26 protein-coding genes are annotated in these 20,625 nt (G+C 68.3%); 16 read left to right on the forward strand and 10 right to left on the reverse strand.

The features are described from left to right. Nucleotides 1-91: 91 nt before the first annotated feature. Nucleotides 92-919 (reverse strand): ABC transporter permease, encoded by an 828-nt coding sequence (locus tag ABDC25_RS03795; RefSeq protein ID WP_021198060.1) that lies wholly within the window; start codon nt 917-919, stop codon nt 92-94. After that, on the reverse strand, nt 916-1,809 hold the full coding sequence (locus ABDC25_RS03800; protein WP_021198059.1) for a daunorubicin resistance protein DrrA family ABC transporter ATP-binding protein: 894 nt from the start codon (nt 1,807-1,809) through the stop codon (nt 916-918). The genes ABDC25_RS03795 and ABDC25_RS03800 overlap by 4 nt, the downstream gene beginning before the upstream one ends. A 102-nt stretch (nt 1,810-1,911) precedes the next feature. Here ABDC25_RS03800 and ABDC25_RS03805 point away from each other — a divergent pair, with 102 nt between their 5' ends. The 9 genes from ABDC25_RS03805 to ABDC25_RS03845 all read left to right on the forward strand — a co-directional run bounded on the left by ABDC25_RS03805 (nt 1,912) and on the right by ABDC25_RS03845 (nt 6,948). Continuing rightward, entirely contained in the window at nt 1,912-2,844 is a 933-nt protein-coding gene (locus ABDC25_RS03805) for a TetR/AcrR family transcriptional regulator (RefSeq protein ID WP_347124922.1), read from the forward strand. Between the two features lie 109 nt (nt 2,845-2,953). After that, a complete protein-coding gene (locus ABDC25_RS03810; RefSeq protein WP_017204627.1) occupies nt 2,954-3,145 on the forward strand; it encodes a helix-turn-helix domain-containing protein in 192 nt (63 codons plus the stop codon). Between the two features lie 156 nt (nt 3,146-3,301). Then, nucleotides 3,302-3,400: an AURKAIP1/COX24 domain-containing protein gene (locus tag ABDC25_RS03815; protein WP_003792170.1), complete on the forward strand. Its 99-nt coding sequence runs from the start codon at nt 3,302-3,304 to the stop codon at nt 3,398-3,400. Between the two features lie 78 nt (nt 3,401-3,478). Next, nucleotides 3,479-3,781 (forward strand): rhodanese-like domain-containing protein, encoded by a 303-nt coding sequence (locus ABDC25_RS03820; protein ID WP_029259767.1) that lies wholly within the window; start codon nt 3,479-3,481, stop codon nt 3,779-3,781. After that, nucleotides 3,778-4,074 (forward strand): glutaredoxin family protein, encoded by a 297-nt coding sequence (locus ABDC25_RS03825; RefSeq protein ID WP_021198056.1) that lies wholly within the window; start codon nt 3,778-3,780, stop codon nt 4,072-4,074. Before ABDC25_RS03820 ends, ABDC25_RS03825 begins: the two co-directional genes overlap by 4 nt. Then, nucleotides 4,071-4,373: a Dabb family protein gene (locus ABDC25_RS03830; RefSeq protein ID WP_029259769.1), complete on the forward strand. Its 303-nt coding sequence runs from the start codon at nt 4,071-4,073 to the stop codon at nt 4,371-4,373. The genes ABDC25_RS03825 and ABDC25_RS03830 overlap by 4 nt, the downstream gene beginning before the upstream one ends. A gap of 172 nt (nt 4,374-4,545) precedes the next feature. Continuing rightward, entirely contained in the window at nt 4,546-5,364 is an 819-nt protein-coding gene (locus tag ABDC25_RS03835) for a basic amino acid ABC transporter substrate-binding protein (protein WP_021198054.1), read from the forward strand. Between the two features lie 34 nt (nt 5,365-5,398). After that, the gene (locus ABDC25_RS03840) at nt 5,399-6,196 is read left to right on the forward strand and encodes an amino acid ABC transporter permease (RefSeq protein WP_136025337.1); all 798 of its coding nucleotides are present in this window, start codon (nt 5,399-5,401) and stop codon (nt 6,194-6,196) included. Beyond that, on the forward strand, nt 6,193-6,948 hold the full coding sequence (locus tag ABDC25_RS03845; protein WP_021198052.1) for an amino acid ABC transporter ATP-binding protein: 756 nt from the start codon (nt 6,193-6,195) through the stop codon (nt 6,946-6,948). Before ABDC25_RS03840 ends, ABDC25_RS03845 begins: the two co-directional genes overlap by 4 nt. A 99-nt stretch (nt 6,949-7,047) precedes the next feature. On the opposite strand, the gene ABDC25_RS03850 is transcribed toward ABDC25_RS03845, so the two are convergent. From ABDC25_RS03850 to ABDC25_RS03875, 6 genes are all read right to left on the reverse strand, one after another. Then, nucleotides 7,048-7,227 (reverse strand): YegP family protein, encoded by a 180-nt coding sequence (locus tag ABDC25_RS03850; RefSeq protein ID WP_021198051.1) that lies wholly within the window; start codon nt 7,225-7,227, stop codon nt 7,048-7,050. Between the two features lie 90 nt (nt 7,228-7,317). Beyond that, nucleotides 7,318-8,409: an ABC transporter ATP-binding protein gene (locus tag ABDC25_RS03855; protein WP_347124927.1), complete on the reverse strand. Its 1,092-nt coding sequence runs from the start codon at nt 8,407-8,409 to the stop codon at nt 7,318-7,320. Next, entirely contained in the window at nt 8,406-9,200 is a 795-nt protein-coding gene (locus ABDC25_RS03860) for an ABC transporter permease subunit (protein WP_136025370.1), read from the reverse strand. Before ABDC25_RS03860 ends, ABDC25_RS03855 begins: the two co-directional genes overlap by 4 nt. After that, the gene (locus ABDC25_RS03865; RefSeq protein WP_231479855.1) at nt 9,197-10,135 is read right to left on the reverse strand and encodes an ABC transporter permease; all 939 of its coding nucleotides are present in this window, start codon (nt 10,133-10,135) and stop codon (nt 9,197-9,199) included. The genes ABDC25_RS03860 and ABDC25_RS03865 overlap by 4 nt, the downstream gene beginning before the upstream one ends. Continuing rightward, nucleotides 10,132-11,271, reverse strand: coding sequence for an ABC transporter substrate-binding protein (locus ABDC25_RS03870; RefSeq protein ID WP_021198046.1), 1,140 nt, complete (start codon nt 11,269-11,271; stop codon nt 10,132-10,134). The genes ABDC25_RS03865 and ABDC25_RS03870 overlap by 4 nt, the downstream gene beginning before the upstream one ends. A gap of 134 nt (nt 11,272-11,405) precedes the next feature. Beyond that, on the reverse strand, nt 11,406-11,921 hold the full coding sequence (locus tag ABDC25_RS03875; protein WP_167253094.1) for a GNAT family N-acetyltransferase: 516 nt from the start codon (nt 11,919-11,921) through the stop codon (nt 11,406-11,408). 78 nt (nt 11,922-11,999) lie between these two features. Between ABDC25_RS03875 and ABDC25_RS03880 the strand changes: the two genes are divergently transcribed. Further along, a complete protein-coding gene (locus tag ABDC25_RS03880; protein ID WP_021198044.1) occupies nt 12,000-12,830 on the forward strand; it encodes a TSUP family transporter in 831 nt (276 codons plus the stop codon). A gap of 120 nt (nt 12,831-12,950) precedes the next feature. Here ABDC25_RS03880 and aspS read toward each other — a convergent pair whose 3' ends face one another. Then, the gene (gene aspS / locus ABDC25_RS03885) at nt 12,951-14,732 is read right to left on the reverse strand and encodes an aspartate--tRNA ligase (protein ID WP_297556876.1); all 1,782 of its coding nucleotides are present in this window, start codon (nt 14,730-14,732) and stop codon (nt 12,951-12,953) included. A 136-nt stretch (nt 14,733-14,868) separates the two neighbouring features. Here aspS and ABDC25_RS03890 point away from each other — a divergent pair, with 136 nt between their 5' ends. Both ABDC25_RS03890 and ABDC25_RS03895 read left to right on the forward strand, forming a co-directional pair. After that, nucleotides 14,869-15,249 (forward strand): DUF5684 domain-containing protein, encoded by a 381-nt coding sequence (locus ABDC25_RS03890; protein ID WP_021198042.1) that lies wholly within the window; start codon nt 14,869-14,871, stop codon nt 15,247-15,249. 1 nt (nt 15,250) lies between these two features. Next, nucleotides 15,251-15,880: a histidine phosphatase family protein gene (locus tag ABDC25_RS03895; RefSeq protein ID WP_347124931.1), complete on the forward strand. Its 630-nt coding sequence runs from the start codon at nt 15,251-15,253 to the stop codon at nt 15,878-15,880. Between the two features lie 24 nt (nt 15,881-15,904). On the opposite strand, the gene ABDC25_RS03900 is transcribed toward ABDC25_RS03895, so the two are convergent. Continuing rightward, a complete protein-coding gene (locus ABDC25_RS03900) occupies nt 15,905-16,810 on the reverse strand; it encodes an NAD(P)/FAD-dependent oxidoreductase (protein ID WP_347124933.1) in 906 nt (301 codons plus the stop codon). 57 nt (nt 16,811-16,867) lie between these two features. Here ABDC25_RS03900 and ABDC25_RS03905 point away from each other — a divergent pair, with 57 nt between their 5' ends. From ABDC25_RS03905 to ABDC25_RS03920, 4 genes are all read left to right on the forward strand, one after another. After that, nucleotides 16,868-17,272, forward strand: coding sequence for a MerR family transcriptional regulator (locus ABDC25_RS03905; protein ID WP_031206901.1), 405 nt, complete (start codon nt 16,868-16,870; stop codon nt 17,270-17,272). Between the two features lie 63 nt (nt 17,273-17,335). Beyond that, nucleotides 17,336-17,986 (forward strand): TlpA disulfide reductase family protein, encoded by a 651-nt coding sequence (locus tag ABDC25_RS03910; protein WP_347124935.1) that lies wholly within the window; start codon nt 17,336-17,338, stop codon nt 17,984-17,986. 16 nt (nt 17,987-18,002) lie between these two features. Further along, on the forward strand, nt 18,003-18,788 hold the full coding sequence (locus tag ABDC25_RS03915) for a cytochrome c biogenesis protein CcdA (protein WP_347124937.1): 786 nt from the start codon (nt 18,003-18,005) through the stop codon (nt 18,786-18,788). A gap of 52 nt (nt 18,789-18,840) precedes the next feature. Continuing rightward, nucleotides 18,841-20,625 carry a cytochrome c biogenesis protein ResB gene (locus tag ABDC25_RS03920; RefSeq protein ID WP_347124939.1) on the forward strand — a complete coding sequence of 595 codons (1,785 nt, stop codon included), beginning with the start codon at nt 18,841-18,843 and terminating at the stop codon, nt 20,623-20,625.

Consider the following 20,625-nt stretch of genomic DNA (forward strand, 5'->3'; position numbering starts at 1 on the left):
AGCGAAAGCCGCAGAACGCCTATGTCTCCGCTGGGATGTGGGCTCCGCGGGGATATGTCTTCGCGGGGGATGCCCGCTGCCGCCGGTCCGCTCAGCGTCGCCCGGCTTTGCGGCGGAAGAGCCACGCGCCCCAGGCGACCGCGATCGCGAGGATGACGACGCACCAGCCGGTCGCCCACCATGCCTCGCCCTGCACGGGGGCATCAGTGAGCAGCCCGCGGATCGTCTCCACGATGGGTGTGATCGGTTGAGTCGCGGCAACCGGCTGCAACCACTCCGGCATGCTCGCCACCGGGACGAACGCACTGGACAGGTAGGGGAGGAAGAGCAGCACGAAGCCGTAGCCGTTCGCCCCTTCCGGGCTTCCTGCGGCAAGACCGATGGCGGCGAACAGATACGTGATCGCGAGGATGTACAGCGCGATCAGGGCGGCGAGCCCCACCCACTCCCCTGCGTTCGCGCTCGGACGGAAGCCCACGAGCACTCCTACGCCGATCACGATCGCCGTGGCGATGAGGTTGCGCAGCACGCTCGCGACGACGTGCCCGGTCAGCACCGCCCCCGCTCGCAGCGGCATCGTGCGGAACCGGTCGATGATGCCGGTGCGCATGTCGTTCGCGACATACACGGCGGTGGAGGAGGCTCCGAACCCCGCGCAGGTGAGGATGATGCCGGGCACCACGTAGTCGACGTAGGCGCCGGACGGATCGATCGCTCCGCCGAACACCCACGTGAACATGAGCATGAGCATGACGGGCAGCATGATCGCCATGAGCAGCGATTCGCCGTCCCTCAGCGAGTGGCGCAGGCTGCGACCGACGAACACCGCCTCGGCGGTGAGGCCTCGCAGGCGCGGGCGCGGTGAAGGGGCGGGGAGGGCAGGTGCCGCGGAGCGAGGGGCGGCGAGGGTGATGTTCATGCGAGCTCCTTCACGGGGTGGTCGATGGGGGAAGGCGCGGTGACGGCGAGGAACACGTCGTCGAGGGTGGGGCGGCGCAGGGTCACGGTGCCGTCCTCTCCGTCTTCGTCGAGCACGTCGAGCGCTCGCCGGAGATCGGCGACCGTGCCATCGGTGGGGATCTGCCGGCGAAGCTCGCCGCGGCTGTCGTGGAGTTCGACGGTGTCTCCGCCGACGCGCGCCTTCAATGCGGCAGGCGTGCCGAGGGCGGCGACCCTGCCGTCATGCAGCACCGCGATGCGGTCTGCCAGCTGATCGGCCTCCTCCAGGTACTGGGTGGTGAGGAAGACCGTCGTCCCCGCCTTCGCCAGCATGCGGATGATGTCCCACAACGCCCGACGGCTGCGGGTGTCCAGACCTGTGGTGGGCTCGTCGAGGAACAGCACCTCCGGCGTCACCACGAAGCTCAGGGCGAGGTCGAGGCGACGTCGCATTCCTCCGGAGAACGTGCGCACCATGCGGGAGGCGGCATCCGTGAGGTCGAACTGGTCGATCAGGTCGGCGGCACGTCGTCGTGCAGCTGCCCGTCCGAGCCCGGCGAGCCGCGCGAACATGACGACGTTCTCGGTCGCGCTCAGTGCATCGTCGACGGCTGCCGCCTGGCCGGTGAGGCTGATCCGTCGCCGGACCTCGATCGCCTGCGTCCCGATGTCCCAGCCGGCGACCCGCGCCGAGCCGGCGTCTGCCGCGGTGAGGGTGGTGAGGATGTTGATCGTCGTGGTCTTGCCGGCGCCGTTCGGCCCGAGCAGGGCGAAGACCTCGCCGCGGGCGACCGCGAAATCCAGTCCGTCGACGACGGTCTTGTTCCCGAAGGCCTTGCGCAGCCCCTGCACCTCGATGGCTGTCTCCATCAGGCGCTCCTTTCTGTGTATGTAGAGAACTGTGTATCACCAACGCAACTGTGTATGACCGTAACACACTGTTTAGCTGATAAACAGAAGTAGGATGAGCGCATGACTGAGACGGAGCCGCCGGAGCTGCCACGCGGGATCGCGCTGGCGTGGGGTGTCGCCGCGAACCCGCAGCGTGGTCCCAAGCGCGAGATGAGCGTCGAGAAGATCGTCGACGCTGCCGTCGAGCTGGCGGACGCCGAGGGGATCGGCGCCGTGTCGATGGCCGCGGTCGCGGCGCGGCTCGGATTCACGCCGATGTCGCTGTACCGATACGTGACGGCGAAGGACGATCTGCTGCTGCTGATGCAGGAAGAGGCGACAGGGCTGCCGCCGCAGAGCCACCTCGAGGCGGACGGCTGGCGCGGACGACTGATCGCCCTGTATGAAGAGCAGGTCAAGCTCTACCTGCGCCATCCCTGGATGCTGTCCCTGCCGATCACCGGATCGCCGATCACCCCGAACAGCTCGGCCTGGCTGGATGCCGGGCTCGCCGCTCTCGACGGCACCGCGCTGACGACGGAAGAGCGCATGGCCGTCGCGCTCGCGGTGACCGGGCATGCCCGCTGGTGCGGGATCGTGCAGGCCGGCTACACCGAGCAGTCCCGCGGCACGGGACTCACCCCGGATGAGGTGGCCGCGCACGAAGCCGCTCTCTTCGATCGGGTGATCACGGCCGAGGAGTTCCCCGCGCTCCGTCGCGCGATCGAAGATGATGTGTTCACCTCGACGGCCGATCCGTTCCGGTTCGCCGTCGAGCGGACCCTCGACGGGGTCGCGGCGTACCTCGCGGGTCTCGACCGCGGAGAGATGCACGCCGAGGCGACGGAGTGGATCGACGTCGACCCGGCCGAGTTGTCGGCGGACCGCCGACTCAAAGAGGCTCGGAAGGCGGTGCGGGAGGCGGAGAAGGCTCTGCGGTCGGCGCATAATATCGAGCGCCAGACGTTGCGGGAGGCCAGGGAGCGGTTGGCGAAGGCGAAGAAGTCCGGCTGACACTCGCGCCGGTGCGGCCGCCACGCCTCACTGATCACACGAGTCACAGAGGTTTACACGCGTCCCAGCTACCACATAGAGTGTGCACATCGAGAAAGGGGTACGTGGGATGCCCGAGGTTCCTGACGTCCGATTCCTCACGGTTGCTGAGGTCGCAGAGCTCATGCGCGTGTCCAAGATGACCGTGTATCGGCTGGTCCATGCGGGGGAGTTGCCGGCCGTCCGTTTCGGGCGCAGCTATCGCGTACCCGAGTCCGCTGTGGCTGATGCGCTGCAGCGCCCGATCGCCGACGTCGGCTGACGTCGATCGCCTTCTCGTGCTCCGCCGCCTGCGGGCGGTCGATGCGTGTGACAGGCGACGCCTTCGGGTTTGCTAGACTGACCCGAGGCATTTTCCGTGCCCGTACCCGGGTGTCCGATTTCGGCGACACCCAGCCACTGACTTAGTGAGGTTTCCGTGGGTTCTGTCATCAAGAAGCGCCGCAAGCGCATGGCGAAGAAGAAGCACCGCAAGCTGCTTCGTAAGACTCGCCACCAGCGTCGCAACAAGAAGTAAGCGACCAGACACGAGCGCCTGTCTTCGGACGGGCGCTTTGTGTCTCCGGCCGCATCTCCGTCCCGCCGAGAGGATGTCATGAAGTCGATCACCGTCACCGAGCTCGCCGAGCGCACCGGTATCCCGCTCATCGATGTGCGGGAGGTGGACGAGTTCGCTGCCGGCCATGTGCCGGGGGCCGTCAACATCCCGATGTCCGAGATCGGCAACCGGCTGGAAGAGCTGCCTGCCGAGGCGTTCGACGTCATCTGCCAGGCAGGCGGGCGCTCGGCTCGTGTGGTCGAGGCTCTGGAGTCGCGCGGTTACGACGCCACGAACGTCGAGGGCGGCACCGGCGAGTGGATCGCCCAGGGCCGCGCGGTCGAGGTGCCGTCGGCGTGACCACGCTGACTCTGATCGGCAAGCCCGACTGCCATCTGTGCGACGTCGCCTCCGACGTCATCGATGCCGTCGTCGCCGAGCTGCCCGACGCCGCCGCCGAGCAGATCGAGATCGTCGAGGCGTCGATCCAGGACGATCCCGCGCTGTACGAGCTGTGGTGGGAGAAGATCCCGGTCGTGCTGATCGACGGCGAGCTGCACGCGCATTGGCGCGTCTCGCCCGACCGGCTGCGAGAGGCGCTCGAAGGCGCACTCCGTGGTGAATCCCCGACCGAACTGAAGGAAGCCCTGTGACCATCCGCCATGTCGTGACCTGGAAGCTCGCCGCCGAAGACGCCGCCGAGCGTGGTGCCCAGGCTGCCGAGGTCGCTCGCCGGCTGAACGCTCTCGACGGTGTCGTCCCGCAGCTCCTCTCCATCTCCGCCGGCGCGAACGTCGCCTATCCGGAGGCGAACTGGGACGTCACGCTCGTCGCGGACTTCGCCTCAGTCGCGGCGATCGACGAGTACCAGGTGCACCCCGCGCACGCCGAGGTCGCCGCGTACATCCGATCGGTCGTCGCCTCGCGCGTCGCCGTCGACTTCGAGGTCTGACACCGCGTCGCACCGACCCAGGAACTCGGTTTCCACGTGTGATCGGGGCGTACTTGCAACACAAACGTAATGCGCGCGGATGCCGATGTCATTGGTCACGCGACGAGCCGCATGTTTAGATGAACTCCTACCCGTCAGCGGGCCTCCGTGCCCTCGACTCACAGGAGCCGACATGCCTCGTCGCAACCTCATCGCCGGCCTCGCCCTCGTGGCGACGGCCACCCTCGCGCTCGCCGGCTGCGCCACCGGATCATCCGACGCGGGAAGCAGTGACGCTCCCGCCGCCGACGACAAGTACGGTCTCGTCGAGGCCGGAACGCTCACCGTGTGCTCCGACGTCCCCTACCCGCCGTTCGAGGTCGAGGACCCCTCCAGCGAAACCGGCTACTCCGGCTTCGACATCGACCTGCTCAGTGCGATCGCCGAGAAGATCGACCTGAAGCTCGCCGTGCAGGACGTGGGCTTCGACGCGCTCCAGTCCGGCACCACGCTCGCCGCCGGCACGTGCGACATCGGTGCCTCTGCGATGACCATCACCGACGAGCGCAAGGCGAACATCGACTTCTCCGACCCGTACGTCGACTCGCTGCAGTCGCTCCTCGTGCGCGCCGACTCGGACATCAAGTCGATCGACGACCTCGACGGCAAGAACGTCGGCGTGCAGCAGGGCACCACCGGCGAGACCTACGCGGGCGAGAACGCTCCGGGTGCGCAGCTGGTGCAGTACCCCTCGGACGGTGAGCTGTGGCCGGCCATGCAGGCGGGTCAGATCGACGCCATCCTGCAGGACCAGCCCGTCAACTACGTGCACGAGCAGGACGACCCCGACTACAAGATCGTCGAGACGTACCCGACCGACGAGTCGTACGGCTTCGCCTTCGCCAAGGGCGAGAAGGACGAGCTGCGCGACGCGGTCAACAAGGCGCTCAAGGAGCTCCAGGACGACGGCGGATACCAGAAGATCTACGACGAGTACCTCGCGGCCAAGTGACCGGCGGGGTCGGTAGAGCGGGAGGTCCTCGACGATGGCGTTGAGGCGTACCACCAAGAGCAAGCTGTATCGCTACACGGTCTACGTGGTGCTGATCGCGATCGCCGTCTGGGCGATCGTGAGCACCGACTGGGCGAAGATCGGCCCGCTGTTCTTCAATCCTGAAGTCGCGGCGAAGATGTTCCCCGGGATCATCACGACCGCGTTGGTCAACACGCTGTGGTTCACGGCCGTTGCCTTCGCCGGGGGGCTGCTGCTCGGAGTCGTGCTGGCACTGATGAAGCTGTCGACCATCGCGCCGTTCCGGTGGATCGCGACGTGCTGGATCGAGTTGTTCCGGGGGCTCCCCGCGATCCTCACGATCTTCGGCATCGCGTTCATCCTGCCGATCGCGCTGGGCGTGCCCGGCACGAAGCTGGGCGGACCGGTCGTGCTCGGTCTCATCGGTCTCGTCCTCGTCGCCTCGGCATACATGGCCGAGACGATCCGTGCGGGCATCCAGGCCGTTCCGAAGGGCCAGACCGAGGCGGCGCGCTCCCTCGGCATGTCGCCCATGAAGACGACGTTCTGGATCATCGTGCCGCAGGGGTTCCGGATCATCATCCCGCCCCTGACCAACGAGTTCGTGCTGCTGCTGAAGGACACGTCGCTGCTCTTCGTGGCGGGTTCGTTCATCTGGTCGAAGGAGCTCACGACCTTCGCCCGCGATGCGAGCACGCAGAACGCGAACGGAACGCCGCTGATCATGGCGGCGATCCTGTACCTGATCGTGACGATTCCGCTCACGCGCTTCAGCGCGTGGCTGGAGCGACGGATGTCGAGGCAGCGATGATCACCGACCTGATTGATGTCCACGCCCCCGCGATCGACGTGCAGGGGCTCGTGAAGTCGTTCGGCGACAACGAGGTGCTCAAGGGCATCGACCTCACCGTCACCAAGGGCGAGGTCGTGTGCGTGATCGGACCCTCGGGCTCGGGCAAGTCGACGCTGCTGCGTTCGGTGAACCTGCTCGAGGAGCCGACCGGCGGCAAGGTGCTGATCGAGGGGATCGACATCACCGACCCCGACGTCGACATCGACCGCGTTCGCACCCGCATCGGCATGGTGTTCCAGAGCTTCAACCTCTTCCCGCACCTCGATGTGCTGGGCAATCTCACGATCGCCCAGCAGCGCGTGAAGAAGCGGTCGAAGAAGGAAGCCGAGCTGATCGCGCACGCCATGCTCACCCGGGTCGGCCTGGCCGAGAAGGCCGACGCCTACCCCGGGCACCTGTCGGGAGGGCAGCAGCAGCGCGTGGCGATCGCCCGCGCGCTGTGCATGAACCCCGACATGATGCTGTTCGACGAGCCCACTTCGGCGCTCGACCCCGAGCTGGTCGGCGAGGTGCTGCAGGTGATGCGCTCATTGGCCGACGAGGGGATGACGATGCTCGTCGTCACGCACGAGATGGGATTCGCGCGCGAAGTCGGATCCCGCCTCATCTTCATGGACGGTGGGCACATCGTCGAGGAAGGCGACCCGCGCGAGGTGCTGGGCAACCCGCAGCATCAGCGCACGAAGGACTTCCTCTCGCGCGTGCTCTGATCCGAGATCCCGCGTCGCCGAGACCCATCGAAATCACCGAGACCCCCTGTCGCAGACATCTGCGACAGGGGGTCTCGGCGTGAAGCGTGGGTATCGAGCTCAGTCGGCTTCGACGACCTCGGCGTCCGCGGCGTTGCGGCGCACGGAGTCGATGCCGTTCAGAGCGGCGGACTTCGACGAGTAGCCCTCGCTTATGGCGATGACCTCGCCGTTGCCGGCCTTCAGGCGGAACCGGTACTCGCCGGACTTGTCGGTGTACAGCTCGAATTTGCCTGCCATGAGGCGTCCTTTCTCTCTCGGATGGAGGGAGCCCCGCCCCTCGCGCCTCACGCTAGCGTTCGGGGCGGGCCCGGGGGAAGAGCGATGGGTTCAGCCGCGCGGGTGCACGGCGACAGGCTCGGGAGCGATCGCGATGCGCACCCGATCCCCGAACGCGGGGTGGGTGCCCGGCGCATGCTGCACCCGGACGAGCTCACCAGATTCGGTGCGGACGAGCGTACGACGCATGCTGCCGAGGAAGGTGCTCTCCTCGACCAGGGCATCGGCTGCGGCGTCGGCCTCGGATGCGAAGTAGACGTTTTCCGGTCGCAGATACACATCGACCGGCCCGTCCGCCCGTGACTGCAGAGGAAGCCGCTGCCCCCAGACCATCACATGATCGCCCTCGGCGACCCCGGATACGACGCTGGACAGGCCGACGAAAGCCGCGACTCCGGCGGTCGAGGGCATCGTGTAGAGCTGCTCGGGGGAACCGATCTGCTCGATGCGACCGTCGTTCATCACGGCGATCCGGTCGGAGACGGCCAGCGCCTCCTCCTGGTCGTGGGTGACGAACACGGTCGTGATGCCGAGGCGCAGCTGGATGCGGCGGATCTCGTCGCGCAGCTGCACGCGCACCTTCGCGTCGAGCGCGGAGAGCGGTTCGTCGAGAAGCAGCACCTTGGGCTCGGTCACCAGCGCACGGGCGAGCGCCACCCGCTGCTGCTGTCCGCCGGAGAGCTGGTGCGGAAAGCGATCGGCGAAGTCGGCGAGTCCGACCAGCGCGAGGGCATCGACGGCGCGGCGCGAGGCCTCCGCCTTCGCGATCCCGCGCCGGCGCAGGCCGAAGGCGGTGTTCTCGGCGACCCGCAGGTGCGGGAAGAGCGAGTACGACTGGAAGACCATCCCGATGTCGCGCTTGTTCGTGGGCACTCGAGAGACGTCTCCGCCGCCCAGGAGCACGGCGCCCTCATCCCCACCCTCGAGACCGGCGAGCACACGCAGCAGCGTGGTCTTGCCGCAGCCGGAGGGGCCGAGGAGCGAGACGAACTCCCCGGGGGCGATGTCCAGGTCCACACCGTGCAGCACCCGGTTGCCGCCGTAGCTCTTGACGATGCCCTGCAGCTCGACGCGCGTTCCCTCGCCCGCCTGCGAGAGCAGCAGGTTGTCCTTGGTGCGCGGCAGCGCGTGGTCGAGGGTCATGAGCGGGCCTTTCCGGTACCGCGGGCGACGCGGCCGATGACGAGGAGCAGGAGGAAGACGAACACCAGCGCGAGCAGCGTGAAGATCGCCGGCGCATAGGGATCCTGTTTGTTCACGACGACCATGGCGGTCTGGAACACCTGGCGGTTCAGGAGCGAGGCGATCGTGAACTCGCCGAGCACCACCGCGATGGAGATGAGCGACGCGGCGAGCAGCCCCTGGCGGAGGTTCGGAGCGAGCACCCGGAGGACGACCGTCGGCCAGCTGGCGCCGAGCGACCGTGCGGCCTCGGAGAGGGTGCGCAGGTCGGCGGCATCGATCGACGCCTGGATCGAGCGGAACGCGAACGGCAGCACGGTGATCCCGTAGGCGAAGGCGAGCGTCCAGGTGCCGGTGCCGAAGGCGCGACCGATCTGCAGGTAGATGGGAGCGAGGCCGACCACGAGCACGATGGCGGGGATGGAGATGGGCAGCAGCACCGCGAACTCGAAGGCGGGTTTGAGCTTGGGGAAGCGCAGGTTCACCAGGATCATGGTGGGGGCGAGCAGGAGCAGCACGATGGCCACCGTGACGACGGCCAGGATCAGGGAGTTGCCCAGACCCGCCCAGATCGGCCTCAGGGTAGCGGCTGCCGCGGGGTCGAACAGCGCGATCCAGCGGGCGAACGACAGCCCGCCCTCGGGGTCGCGCAGCGTGAAGAGGAACGTCGACACCAGGGGAACGGCGAAGAACGCACCGACGAGGATGCCGATGACCCCGCGGGTCGCGAGGGAGGGACCGAGCCGGTTCACGACTGCCACCTGGCCGCGCGTCGTTGCACGAGGGAGTACAGGGCCATGACGATCCCGACGATCACGATCATGCCGAGCGCGAGGGCGCCGGCGAGGTTCTCGCGGCCGAGGACCGTCTCACTCGTGAGGGCAGTGCGAATCTGCAGCGGCACGATCTGCGCTCCCTGACTGGCGAGGGCGGCGGCGGTGGCGTACGACGAGAACGAGTTCGCGAACAGCAGCAGCAGGCTGGCGAGGAACGACGGCGCGAGCACCGGGATGCCGATGCGCAGCCAGAAGCTCGCTCGGGTGCCGCCGAGCGTGAGGTTGGCCTCGGCCCACTGCGGCTTGAGCGCGGCGAGGGCGGGCATGAAGGTGATGACCATGAGCGGGATCTGGAAGTAGAAGTAGGGGAGGACGAGTCCGGGCAGCTCGTACAGCCAGGTGCCGTTCTCGAAGATGTTGACGCCGAACGAGTCCTTCAGGAAGACCGTGACGACACCCTGGATGCCGATGGTCGCGATGAAGGCGAACGCCAGCATGACGCCACCGAACTGGGCCAGCACGCCGGCCGCCGCGTCCACAGCCGAGCGCGTTCGGCCTTCGGGGTCCATGCCGAGCAGGGCGTAGCAGACGAGCGCACCGACGAGCGCACCCACCACGGCGGTGAGCAGCGAGAGCCCGGCGGAGTTCGCGAAGGTGTTCAGCACGACGGGATCGGCGAGGGCCGACATGTTCGACCAGGTGAAGGAGCCGTCCTTCGTGAAGAAGCCGGAGCCGATCGACAGGATCGTCGGCACCGCCAGGAAGAGCACGACGTATGCGGCGAACGGAACGAGCCCGAGCCAGGCGAAGGACGGAGCGGACCGCCGGGCCCTCGCGTGCGGCGAGGACCCGGCGGAGGTGGTGGGGGCGGATGCCGCGGCGTCCGCCCCCGTTGCGGTGAGGGTGGTCACTGGACCGCCGAGGCCCACTTCTCGCCGAGCAGCGTGCCGGCGTTCGTCGACTGCTCCTCGGTCGGGACGACCGTCTCCTCCGGTGCCTCGGGGAGTGCCGCAGCGAGGTCGGCGTCGATCGTGCCGGCGTCGGTCATGGCCTCCATGCGCACCGGACGGGCGCCGCCCTTCAGCCAGAGGTTCTGCACCTCGTCGCTGTAGAGGAACTCCTGCCACAGGCGGGCAGCAGCCGGGTGCGGGGCGTCGGCGTTGATGGCCTGGTTGTAGTACCCGGCGTAACCGGTGCCGTCGAACACGACGACCTTCCAGTCCTTGTTGTCGGCCGTGTGCGAGGCGTTCAGGTAGTCCCAGTCGAACACGACGGGGGTCTCGCCGCTCGCGATCGTCGCGGTGGTCACGTCGACCTTGAGCAGGTTTCCGGCCTTCTGCAGCTCGGAGAAGAAGTCGATGCCCGGCTGGAAGTCGTCGAGCGTGCCGTCGGACTGCACGGTGGCGAGGCCGACGGCGGCGAAGGCCGCACCGGCCTGGGTCGGGTCGCCGTTGATCGCGACGGCGCCCTTGTAGTCGGCCGAGAGCAGGTCGGAGAGTTCGGCCGGAGCGTCGAACTTCGACGAGTCGTAGCCGATCGACATGTACCCGCCGTAGTCGCCGACGAAGAGGCCGGTGGGCTCCTTCAGCTCCTCGGGGATGTCATCCCACGTCTGCACCTTGTACGGCGCGAAGACGTCGGTGTTCTGCAGGGCGACCGTGAGGCCGATGTCGAACACGTCGGGCGCGGTGTCGAGTCCCTCGTTCGTCTTCGCGGCCTGGATCTCCTCGGCGCTCGAGACGTCGGGGGAGGCCTCGTTGATGGTGATCTCGGGGTACTTCTCGGCGAACAGGTCGAGGATCTCGCCGTAGTTCGCCCAGTCGCGGGGGAGCGCGATGACGTTGAGCGAGCCTTCGGCCTTGGCTGCAGCCTCGAGGTCGGCGAAGGTGCCGAAGTCGGTGACAGAGGTCGCGGCGGAGGCGTCGACGTCGGAGCTGCCTCCGCCGGTCGCGTCAGCTGCGCCGGAGCAGGCCGTGAGTGCGAGTGCGGCCGTGGTGGCCAGGGCGATGCCGGCGCCGATGCGCGCGCGGCGGGTGAAGCGAGCCATGAGTGTCCTCTCGGTGTCCGGCGCTGTGAGCCGGTTTCGGGTTGCGAGAGGACACTATGAGGCGCAGGTTGCCGCCCGTCGCGGGTCTGGTGAACGGACGGTGGCGAGCCGGTGGCCGAACAGGGCCGCGGAGCTCAGCCCTGCGGCACGCTGTACTTGAAGCCGCGGTGCGAGCCGACGTAGCCGAGCCGCTCGTAGAAGCGGTGCGCGTCGGTGCGGGCGGCATCGGAGGTGAGCTGCACCATCGTCGCGCCGACCGCGGGAGCCGCGGATTCGCCCACCCAGCGCATCACGGCGGAGCCGATGCCCGACGAGCGCAGACTGCTCTGCACGCGCACGGCCTCGACGAGCAGCCGCCGCGCGCCGCGGCGCGCCATCCCGGGGATCGAGGTGAGCTGCAGCGTGCCGACGATCGTGCCGTCGAGCTCGACCACGAGCAGATCGTTCGACGGCTCTGCCAGGATCTCGACGAGCCCGCGTGCGTACGCGGGACGATCCTCGTCGGACGCCACATCGCCGCGGGCCGCGCTGATCGGGTCGTCGGCGAGCAGTGTGATCACGGCATCCGTGTCGTCGACCGTCGCACGGCGCAGGAGCGCGGTTCCGATACGCGATTCGAGCGGCTGGGGCAGCGGGAGGGCGTCGAGCATGCCTCCAGTCTGCCAGCGCCCGCGTCCGGTGCGAGCGCGGATGCGGGGGTCGTGCCGACTCTCTGGAATCATGGCGAGGTGGATATCGGCGCCGTGCTCGGACTCGAGCAGCTCACGTGGGGGGTGCTGCTGCTCGTGGTGATCGCCGCGTTCTGCGCCGGCTGGATCGACGCGGTCGTCGGCGGGGGAGGGCTGCTGCAGCTGCCGGCCCTGCTGCTGATCCCCGGCATCTCCCCGGTGCAGGCGCTCGCCACCAACAAACTCGCCTCGGTGTTCGGCACCGCGACCAGCAGTGTGACCTACTACCGACGAGCCAGACCCGACCTGCGCACTGCCGTGCCGATGGCGATCATCGCGTTGATCGGGTCCTTCGGCGGAGCAGCCGTCGCGACGGTGCTGCCGCCGGCCGCGTTCAAGCCGATCATCGTGATCGCGCTGCTCGCGGTGGCACTGTTCACCGCGTTCCGTCCGCAGATGGGCGCCGCGACCCAGTTGCGGTTCCACGGCCACAAGCACCACATCATGGCGGGTGCCGCGGGGCTCGGCATCGGCTTCTACGACGGCATGATCGGACCGGGGACCGGGACCTTCCTCGTGATCACCCTGGTCGCGCTGCTCGGCTACGACTTCCTGCAGGCGAGCGCCAAGGCCAAGATCGTCAACCTCGCGACGAACGCGGGTGCGCTCATGCTGTTCATCCCGCACGGCGCCGTGCTGTGGCTGCTCGGTGGCATCCTCGCAGTCGCGAACGTCGCCGGCAGCTACCTCGGCTCGCGGATGGCGATCTCGCGCGGGACCACCTTCATCCGCGTGGTCTTCCTCGTCGTCGTCATCGCGCTGATCGCGAAGCTCGGCGTCGACGTGTGGAACGAGAACATCGTTCCCGCGTTCGCGGCGCTCTCGTCCTAGGCTCGAGATGCTCTGCGGCGCGCGGCCTGGGGGATCAGGCAGAAACGCCGGATCAGGCAGGTTCTTCGCAGAACCGCCTGATCCGGCGTGTGTGCCTGAGCTCGCGCGAGGCAGTGGGCGTCAGGCCTCGTCGTCCTCGGGCTCGTAGTCGACACCGGCCTCGGCGCGCTGCGCGTCGGTGATCGGTGCCGGAGCGGAGGTCAGCGGGTCGAAGCCGTTGCCCGACTTCGGGAACGCGATGACCTCGCGGATCGACTCGGTCTTGGTCAGGTGCTGCAGCACGCGGTCCATGCCGAGTGCGATCCCGCCGTGGGGCGGTGCGCCGAACTTGAACGCGTCGAGCAGGAAGCCGAACTGCTCGTCGGCCTGCTCGTCGCTGATGCCCATGACCTCGAACACACGCTTCTGCACGTCTTCGCGGTGGATGCGGATCGAGCCGCCACCGAGCTCCGAGCCGTTGCAGACGATGTCATACGCGTAGGCGAGAGCGGAGCCGGGGTCGGTGTCGAAGGTGTCCTGGAACTCGGGCTTCGGGCCGGTGAACGCGTGGTGCACGGCCGTCCAGGCCCCCGCGCCGACGGCGACATCGCCGGAGGCCACGGCGTCGGCTGCCGGCTCGAACATCGGAGCGTCGACGACCCAGGTGAACGCGAACTCGTCGGGGTTCAGGTAGCCGAGCCGACGGCCGATCTCGACGCGCGCGGCGCCGAGCAGCGCACGGCTCTCCTTGGTCGAACCGGCGGCGAAGAAGACGCAGTCTCCGGCTTCGGCACCGACGAGCGCGGCGAGCCCGGCCTGCTCGGCCTCGGACAGGTTCTTCGCGGCGGGGCCACCGAGCGTGCCGTCCTCGTTGAACAGGACGTAGGCGAGGCCGCGTGCGCCGCGCTGCTTGGCCCAGTCCTGCCAGGCGTCGAGCTGCTTGCGCGGCTGCGAGGCGCCGCCGGGCATACGCACCGCACCGACGTACTCGGCCTGGAAGACGCGGAACGGGGTGTTCTGGAAGTACTCGGTCGCGTCGACGAGCTCGAGGCCGAAGCGCAGGTCGGGCTTGTCGGAGCCGTACTTGGCCATGGCGTCGGCGTAGGTCATGCGCGGCAGGGGCGTGGCCACCTCGACGCCGATCGTCGCCCACATCGCCACGATGAGCGACTCCATGAGGGTGATCACGTCTTCTTGGTCGACGAAGCTCATCTCGATGTCGAGCTGCGTGAACTCCGGCTGCCGGTCGGCGCGGAAGTCTTCGTCGCGGTAGCAGCGCGCGATCTGGAAGTACTTCTCGACGCCGCCGACCATCAACAGCTGCTTGAACAGCTGGGGGGACTGCGGCAGGGCGTACCAGCTGCCGGGGCTCAGACGAGCGGGCACCAGGAAGTCACGGGCGCCCTCAGGCGTCGAGCGGGTGAGGGTCGGGGTCTCGACCTCGGTGAAGTCGTCGGCGTGCAGCACGTCGCGGATCGCCTTGTACACGTTCGAGCGCAGACGCAGGGCAGCGGCCGGGGCCGGGCGGCGCAGGTCGAGGTAGCGGTACTTGAGGCGGGCTTCCTCGCCCACGGTCTCGGTCTCGGCGAGGGCCGTGGAGACCTGGAAGGGCAGAGGCGCGGACTCGTTCAGCACCTCGACGTCGGTCGCGATGAGTTCGACCTCGCCCGTGGGCAGGTTCGGGTTCGCGTTGCCCTCGGGGCGCAGAGAGACCTCGCCGGTCACCTTCAGCACGAACTCGTTGCGCAGCGGGTGGGCGATCTCCTCGTCGCGGATGACGACCTGGGCGATGCCGGAGGCGTCCCGCAGATCGATGAAAGCGACTCCTCCGTGGTCACGACGGCGATCGACCCAACCCGAGAGGGTGACGGTCTGACCGATGTGCTCGGCTCGCAGAGAGCCTGCCGAGTGGGTGCGAAGCACGGAGTATTCCTTCTGATCTGGGAAATGGGGAACCCGCCCATTCTACGGGGGCGGTCGGGAGGTCTTCGGCCCGGTCGCCCGCCCCCGGGCCGGCATATCAGTAGGATCGCCACGACACAGCTCTTACACAGAAAGGGTGCACGTGGACAACAACGGCATCTCCGATCTCTACGCATCGATCTTCTCCGGTACCACGGGCCTGATCGCGCTCGTCTTCTACATCCTCGTCGCCATCGGGCTGTGGAAGGTCTTCACGAAGGCCGGATACCCCGGTATCCTCGCGATCATCCCGATCGTGAACCTCGTCTTCCTGGTGAAGATCGCCGGCCTGTCCGGCTGGTTCGCACTGCTGTACCTCATCCCGATCGCGAACCTGATCCTTGCGATCATCGTCGCGTTCAAGCTCGGCGAGCGCTTCAACAAGGGCGGGGTCTTCTCGTTCTTCCTGCTGTTCCTCTTCCCGTACATCGGGTACCTGATCCTCGGCTTCGGGGATTCGCGCTACAGCAAGGCGTGAGATGACGGCGTCCCGGTTGCACCTCGTCCGACACGGCGAGGTGCACAATCCGGCCCGCGTGCTCTACGGTCGTCTTCCCGACTACCACCTGAGCGACGCGGGCCGGGGGATGGCCGCAGCGGCCGCCGACCATGTGGCGGCGCTCGACCGTCCCGTCTCCGCGCTCTACGTGTCGCCGCTCGAACGCGCGCAGGAGTCGGCAGAGCCGTTCGCCGAGCGCTTCGACCTCGTGCCGGAGATCGACATCCGTCTGATCGAGCCGACGAACGTGTTCGAGGGGACGCAGATGCGTCGCTCGCTGATGAATCCCATGAACTGGTGGCACCTGCGGCAGCCTTCGCTGCCCAGTTGGGGCGAGCCCTACTCGTCCATCGCGGAGCGGATGCTCGGTGTCATGGACGAAGCCTGGGACGCGGCGCCCGACGGCGACGTCGTGATGCTGTCGCACCAGGCGCCGATCTGGATCACCCACCTCCGCGTCGCCGGCCTGCCGTTGCGGCACGACCCGCGCACCCGTCGCTGCGCCCTCTCGAGCGTCACCTCGTTCGAGCGCGTCGGCGATGTCTGGCGTGAGGTCGCGTATGCCGAGCCTGCGGCGACCGGCGGCGCCGTCGACGTCGGGGCCGTCTGATCCCCGTCCTCGAATCGCGCGCGGTCAGTGCTCAGCGGCCAGCAGCGACTGGATGATGCCGACCGCTGCGAGCTGACCGGCAGCCGCGGCCAGCAGCACTGAGGCCACGGGCCCGGGAAGGGTCGCGCGGTGCGCGAGGTCGCCTGCAGCGAAGACGCCGGGGCGCGAGGTGCGTCCGAACTCGTCGATCTCGATGCACCCGGAGTCGAGCATTCCCAGTCCGAGCTGGGCGGCGAACGGCGACCGCTGGCGCATCCCCCCGGCGGAGATGAAGACGCCGTCGACGACGCTCTCGTCGGTGTCCGTGTGAACGCGGACACCTCCGTCGACCTTCTCGACGGAGGCGACCGGCGTGCGGCGCACCTGCGCGCCTTTCGCCTCGAGAGTTCGGATCTCGTCGTCCGCGAACTCCTCCCCGACGGGTGCGACGGTGATGTTCCCGGCGATCCGACCCAACAGGCCGATGAGGTGCTCGGCCCGAGGTGCGGCGCCGATGATGGCGATGTCCCTGCCGGCATGCTCGTGTCCGTCGCAGAACGGGCAGCTGAAGGCGAATGTGCCCCACAGGTCGTGCAGCCCCGGGACATCGGGAAGATCGTCGGCGACGCCCGTGGCGAGGACGACCCGACGGCCCTCCGCGACGGTGCCGTCGGACACGCCCACGACGAACGCGCCCTCGACGCCCGAGACGCTCGTCGCCGCCGCGTCGCGGATCTCCACGTCGTCGTACTCCGCGAGCTCGGCGCGGGCGGTCGCGCGCAGCTCCGACGGTGGCATCCCGTCCGCGCCGATCATGTTGTGCATGTGCAGGACGGTGCCGTTGCGGTACTCGCCCGAATCCAGGAGCAGAGTCGAGCGGTGCATCCGTCCGAGGGTCAGGGCGGCCTGGAGTCCTGCCGGTCCTGCGCCGATCACGATGGCGTCGTACATGGGGGTCCTTCCGGTGGCGGGGTTGCTTTCCCCGTCAGTCTGTGACTTCATGTCAACATGAAGTCAAGCGATGCGCACCCCTGGTCTGTCGGCGATGTGGCCGAGCGCTTCGAGCTGCCGACGAACGTGCTGCGGCACTGGGAGTCGGTGGGGCTGCTCACTCCTCCGCGCGACTCCTCAGGGCGGCGGCGCTACGGCGAGGACGAGGTCGTGCGCATCGCCGTGATCCAGCGCAGCAAGGCAGCGGGGATGAGCCTCGAACAGATCGCGGTGCTGCTCGACGACGGGAGCGCCGGGCGGCACCAGGTGTTGCAGCAGCACCTGGACGACATCGATCGCCGTATGGAGGAGATGCGTCGATCGCGCGAGATGACCGAGCACGCGATGGGCTGCCGCGCGCACGACATCGCCACCTGCCCGCGTTTCCGCGCGGGTGTGGACGACGTCCTGGCGCGCTTCTGATGGGCCTCCGAAGGGTGCTCGTTTCCGGCTCGCGCATAGGAAGCTCTGCGTAAACTCGGAGTCGTGCCAAGCGAATCGACGGTCCGTCCGATCCGCAGCGGCCGCTCCTCCCGCACACGGCGCTCGCGCCGTGCGGTCGGTGCCGCGCTCGCTGCGGTGCTCGCCATCGGTCTGAGCGCCTGCGCTCCCGATCCGGTCAGTGAATCGTTCCTGAACGGCGAGAACACCGGTTATGTCGCCGCCGACGGGGCGATCGTCGAGATCCCGGTCTCCGAGCGCGGTGAACCCGTCGTCTTCAGCGGAGTGACCGAGAAGGGCGAGGAGTTCGACAGTGCCGACATCGCCGGACAGGTCGCTGTCGTCAACTTCTGGTACGCCGGCTGCGCGCCGTGCCGCCTCGAAGCGGCCGATCTGGAAGGTGTCTGGCAGGACTTCCGCGATCAGGACGTCGCGTTCATCGGCATCAACACCCGTGACCAGGCGGACACGGCGGTCGCGTTCGCCGACGAGTACGGCGTCACGTACCCGAGCCTTATCGACGTCGACACCGCCCAGGCCAAGCTCGCCTTCGCGAAGGAGACGCCGATCGCCGCGACGCCGACAACCCTCGTGCTCGACAAGCAGGGCCGGGTCGCCGCGCGCATTATCGGCCCGATCGACGGCAAGTCGATCCTCTCCACGCTCGTCAAGGACGCCCTCGCGGAGACGTCGTGACCACCCGGGGAACGTCGTGAATCCCGAGGCGATCATCGGATCCGGGGCCCTCTGGATCGCGATCCCGGTGGCGATGCTCGCGGGACTCGTCTCGTTCCTCTCCCCGTGCGTGCTGCCTCTCGTCCCCGGTTACCTCGGCTTCCTCGGCGGTGCCGTCGCTCCTCGGTCGACCGCTGCTGCCGGCGCGGAAGGCGGGACGACGACGCAGACCACCGAAACCGCGACGCGGGGGCGACTCGTCGGGGGCGTGCTGCTGTTCATCCTCGGGTTCACGATCGTCTTCATCCTCTACACCGTGCTCGGCGGAACGGCCGGGGTCTTCCTGCTGCAGTGGGGCGACCTCATCACCCGCATCCTGGGCGTGGTCATCATCGGGATGGGCCTCGTGTTCCTCGGCCTCTTCGGCTTCGCGCAGAAGGAGTTCCGCTTCCACGTCGACTCCAAGGCGGGGATCGTCGGTGCGCCGCTCCTCGGGGTGGCGCTCGGGATCGGCTGGGCACCGTGCATGGGGCCGACGCTCGCGGCCATCCTCGCCCTCTCCTTCAACGCCGGCGATCCGGTGCGCGCAGGTTTCCTCGGCCTGGCCTATTCGCTGGGCCTCGGGATCCCGTTCCTGCTCGTCGCCCTCGGCTTCGGCTGGGCGACGAAAGCGGTCGGCTTCCTCCGCCGCCACGTCCGGGTCGTCAACATCGTCGGCGGCGTGATGCTGATCCTGCTGGGCATCCTGATGGTGACCGGCCTCTGGACCGACATCATGTCGCGCCTGACGGCGGTGATCGGAAGTGTCATCCTCCCGCTCTGATCGCTCCACGACGTCCACCAGCTCCGACAAGAACCCCCGCACTGAGAAGGCCATGACCAAGAACAAGGGTGCCGCGAACAGCGACTCCAGCGATCCGCTCCGCCCGTCCGACCACGTCGACGGCGACGACTCGATCACCCAGCCGCGGCTGGGGTTCGTCGGCTGGCTGCGCTGGGGTTGGCGTCAGCTGACCTCGATGCGCACGGCGCTCGTCCTGCTGCTCGTGCTCGCGATCGCCGCGATCCCCGGCTCGATCTTCCCGCAGCGGATGGCCGACCCGAACGGCGTCACGCAGTGGGAGCGCGACAACCCCGACCTCTTCCCGGTGCTCGACGGGCTGAAGCTGTTCGATGTGTACCTGTCGCCGTGGTTCTCGGCGATCTACCTGCTGCTGTTCGCCTCGCTCGTCGGGTGTGTGATCCCGCGCATCAAGCACCACGCCAAGGCACTGCGCGCGCGTCCGCCGCGCACTCCCGCTCGACTGCAGCGACTCGAGGACTACCGTGCGATCACGCGCGATCCGTCCGCGGACTCGGGCACCAGGACCGGTGACGCCGAAGCGGAGGCGGTCGCGTCCATCGACGTCGCGACGAAACAGCTGAAGGCCCTCGGTTACCGGGTGGAGCGCTACGACCGCGGACGCACGTTCTCAGTCTCCGCCGAGCGCGGCTACTGGCGCGAGACCGGCAACCTGATCTTCCACCTCGCGCTCGTGGGCGTGCTCGTCACGGTCGGCATCGGCGGCGGCTTCTCGTACACCGGTCAGCGCGTGCTGGTGGAGGGGGAGACGTTCGCCAACACGCTCCTCGACTACGACTCGATGAACCGCGGTCGCTTCGTGGGTGACGATGCGTTCGCCCCGTACTCGATGCGCCTCGACTCGTTTGATGTGACGTATCAGCCGTTCGGCGAGCCCGGCTCCGGACAGGCCGGCGACTTCTCCGCCAACGTCACGGTGCAGGAGAACGGGGAGGAGCGCACGGGGTCCGTCAAGGTCAACGAGCCGCTCGGGGTGGCCGATGACGACGTCTTCCTGCTCGGCAACGGCTACGCGCCGACCGTGACCGTGCGCGACCCCGAAGGCAATGTGGTGTTCACGAACAGCACCCCGTTCCTCCCTCAGGACAACAACATGACCTCGCTGGGCGTGCTCAAGGTGCCGGACGGGCTGGCCGAGCAGGTCGGCCTGGTCGGGTTCTTCTACCCGACGACGGGTGTGCTCGAGAGCGGCGCGTTCTTCTCCGCGTACGGCGACCTCACGAACCCGACGCTCACGCTCGACGTGTACACGGGCGACCTCGGCATCAACGAGGGCGTGCCGCGCTCGGTCTACGTGCTCGACACCACCGGGATGACAAAGCTCACCGGCCGCACCACCGACGTGAAGTCGATCGAGCTCGCCCCCGGACAGACCGCGCAGCTGCCCAACGGCCTCGGCTCGGTGACCTTCGAGGACGAGTCGCCGGCCGGCGCGACGGATGCCTCTGAGTCGGTGAAGCGTTTCGCCTCGCTGCAGATCCACCGCGACGAGTCCGGAGTGTGGGTGCTCGGCTTCGCGCTGCTCGCCCTCGGCGGCCTCATGATCGCGCTGTTCGTTCCGCGCCGACGCGTGTGGGTCAAGGCCACGGCGCACGATGGCGAGATCGCCCTCGAGTACGCGGCCCTCGCGCGAGGGGAAGACCCGACGCTCGCGGCAGCCGTGGAAGACCTCGTCGCCGGTCACGCCCGACTGCTCGATGCGGCCGGGGGCACCACGGCGCGCCCACCGATCGATGATCCCGCGGACGAGTCCGCCGAGCCGGAAGCCCCGGCAACCGACACCCGGAAAGTAGACTGA

The organism is Microbacterium sp. SY138 (genome assembly GCF_039729145.1).
GTDB lineage: Bacteria > Actinomycetota > Actinomycetes > Actinomycetales > Microbacteriaceae > Microbacterium > Microbacterium maritypicum_A.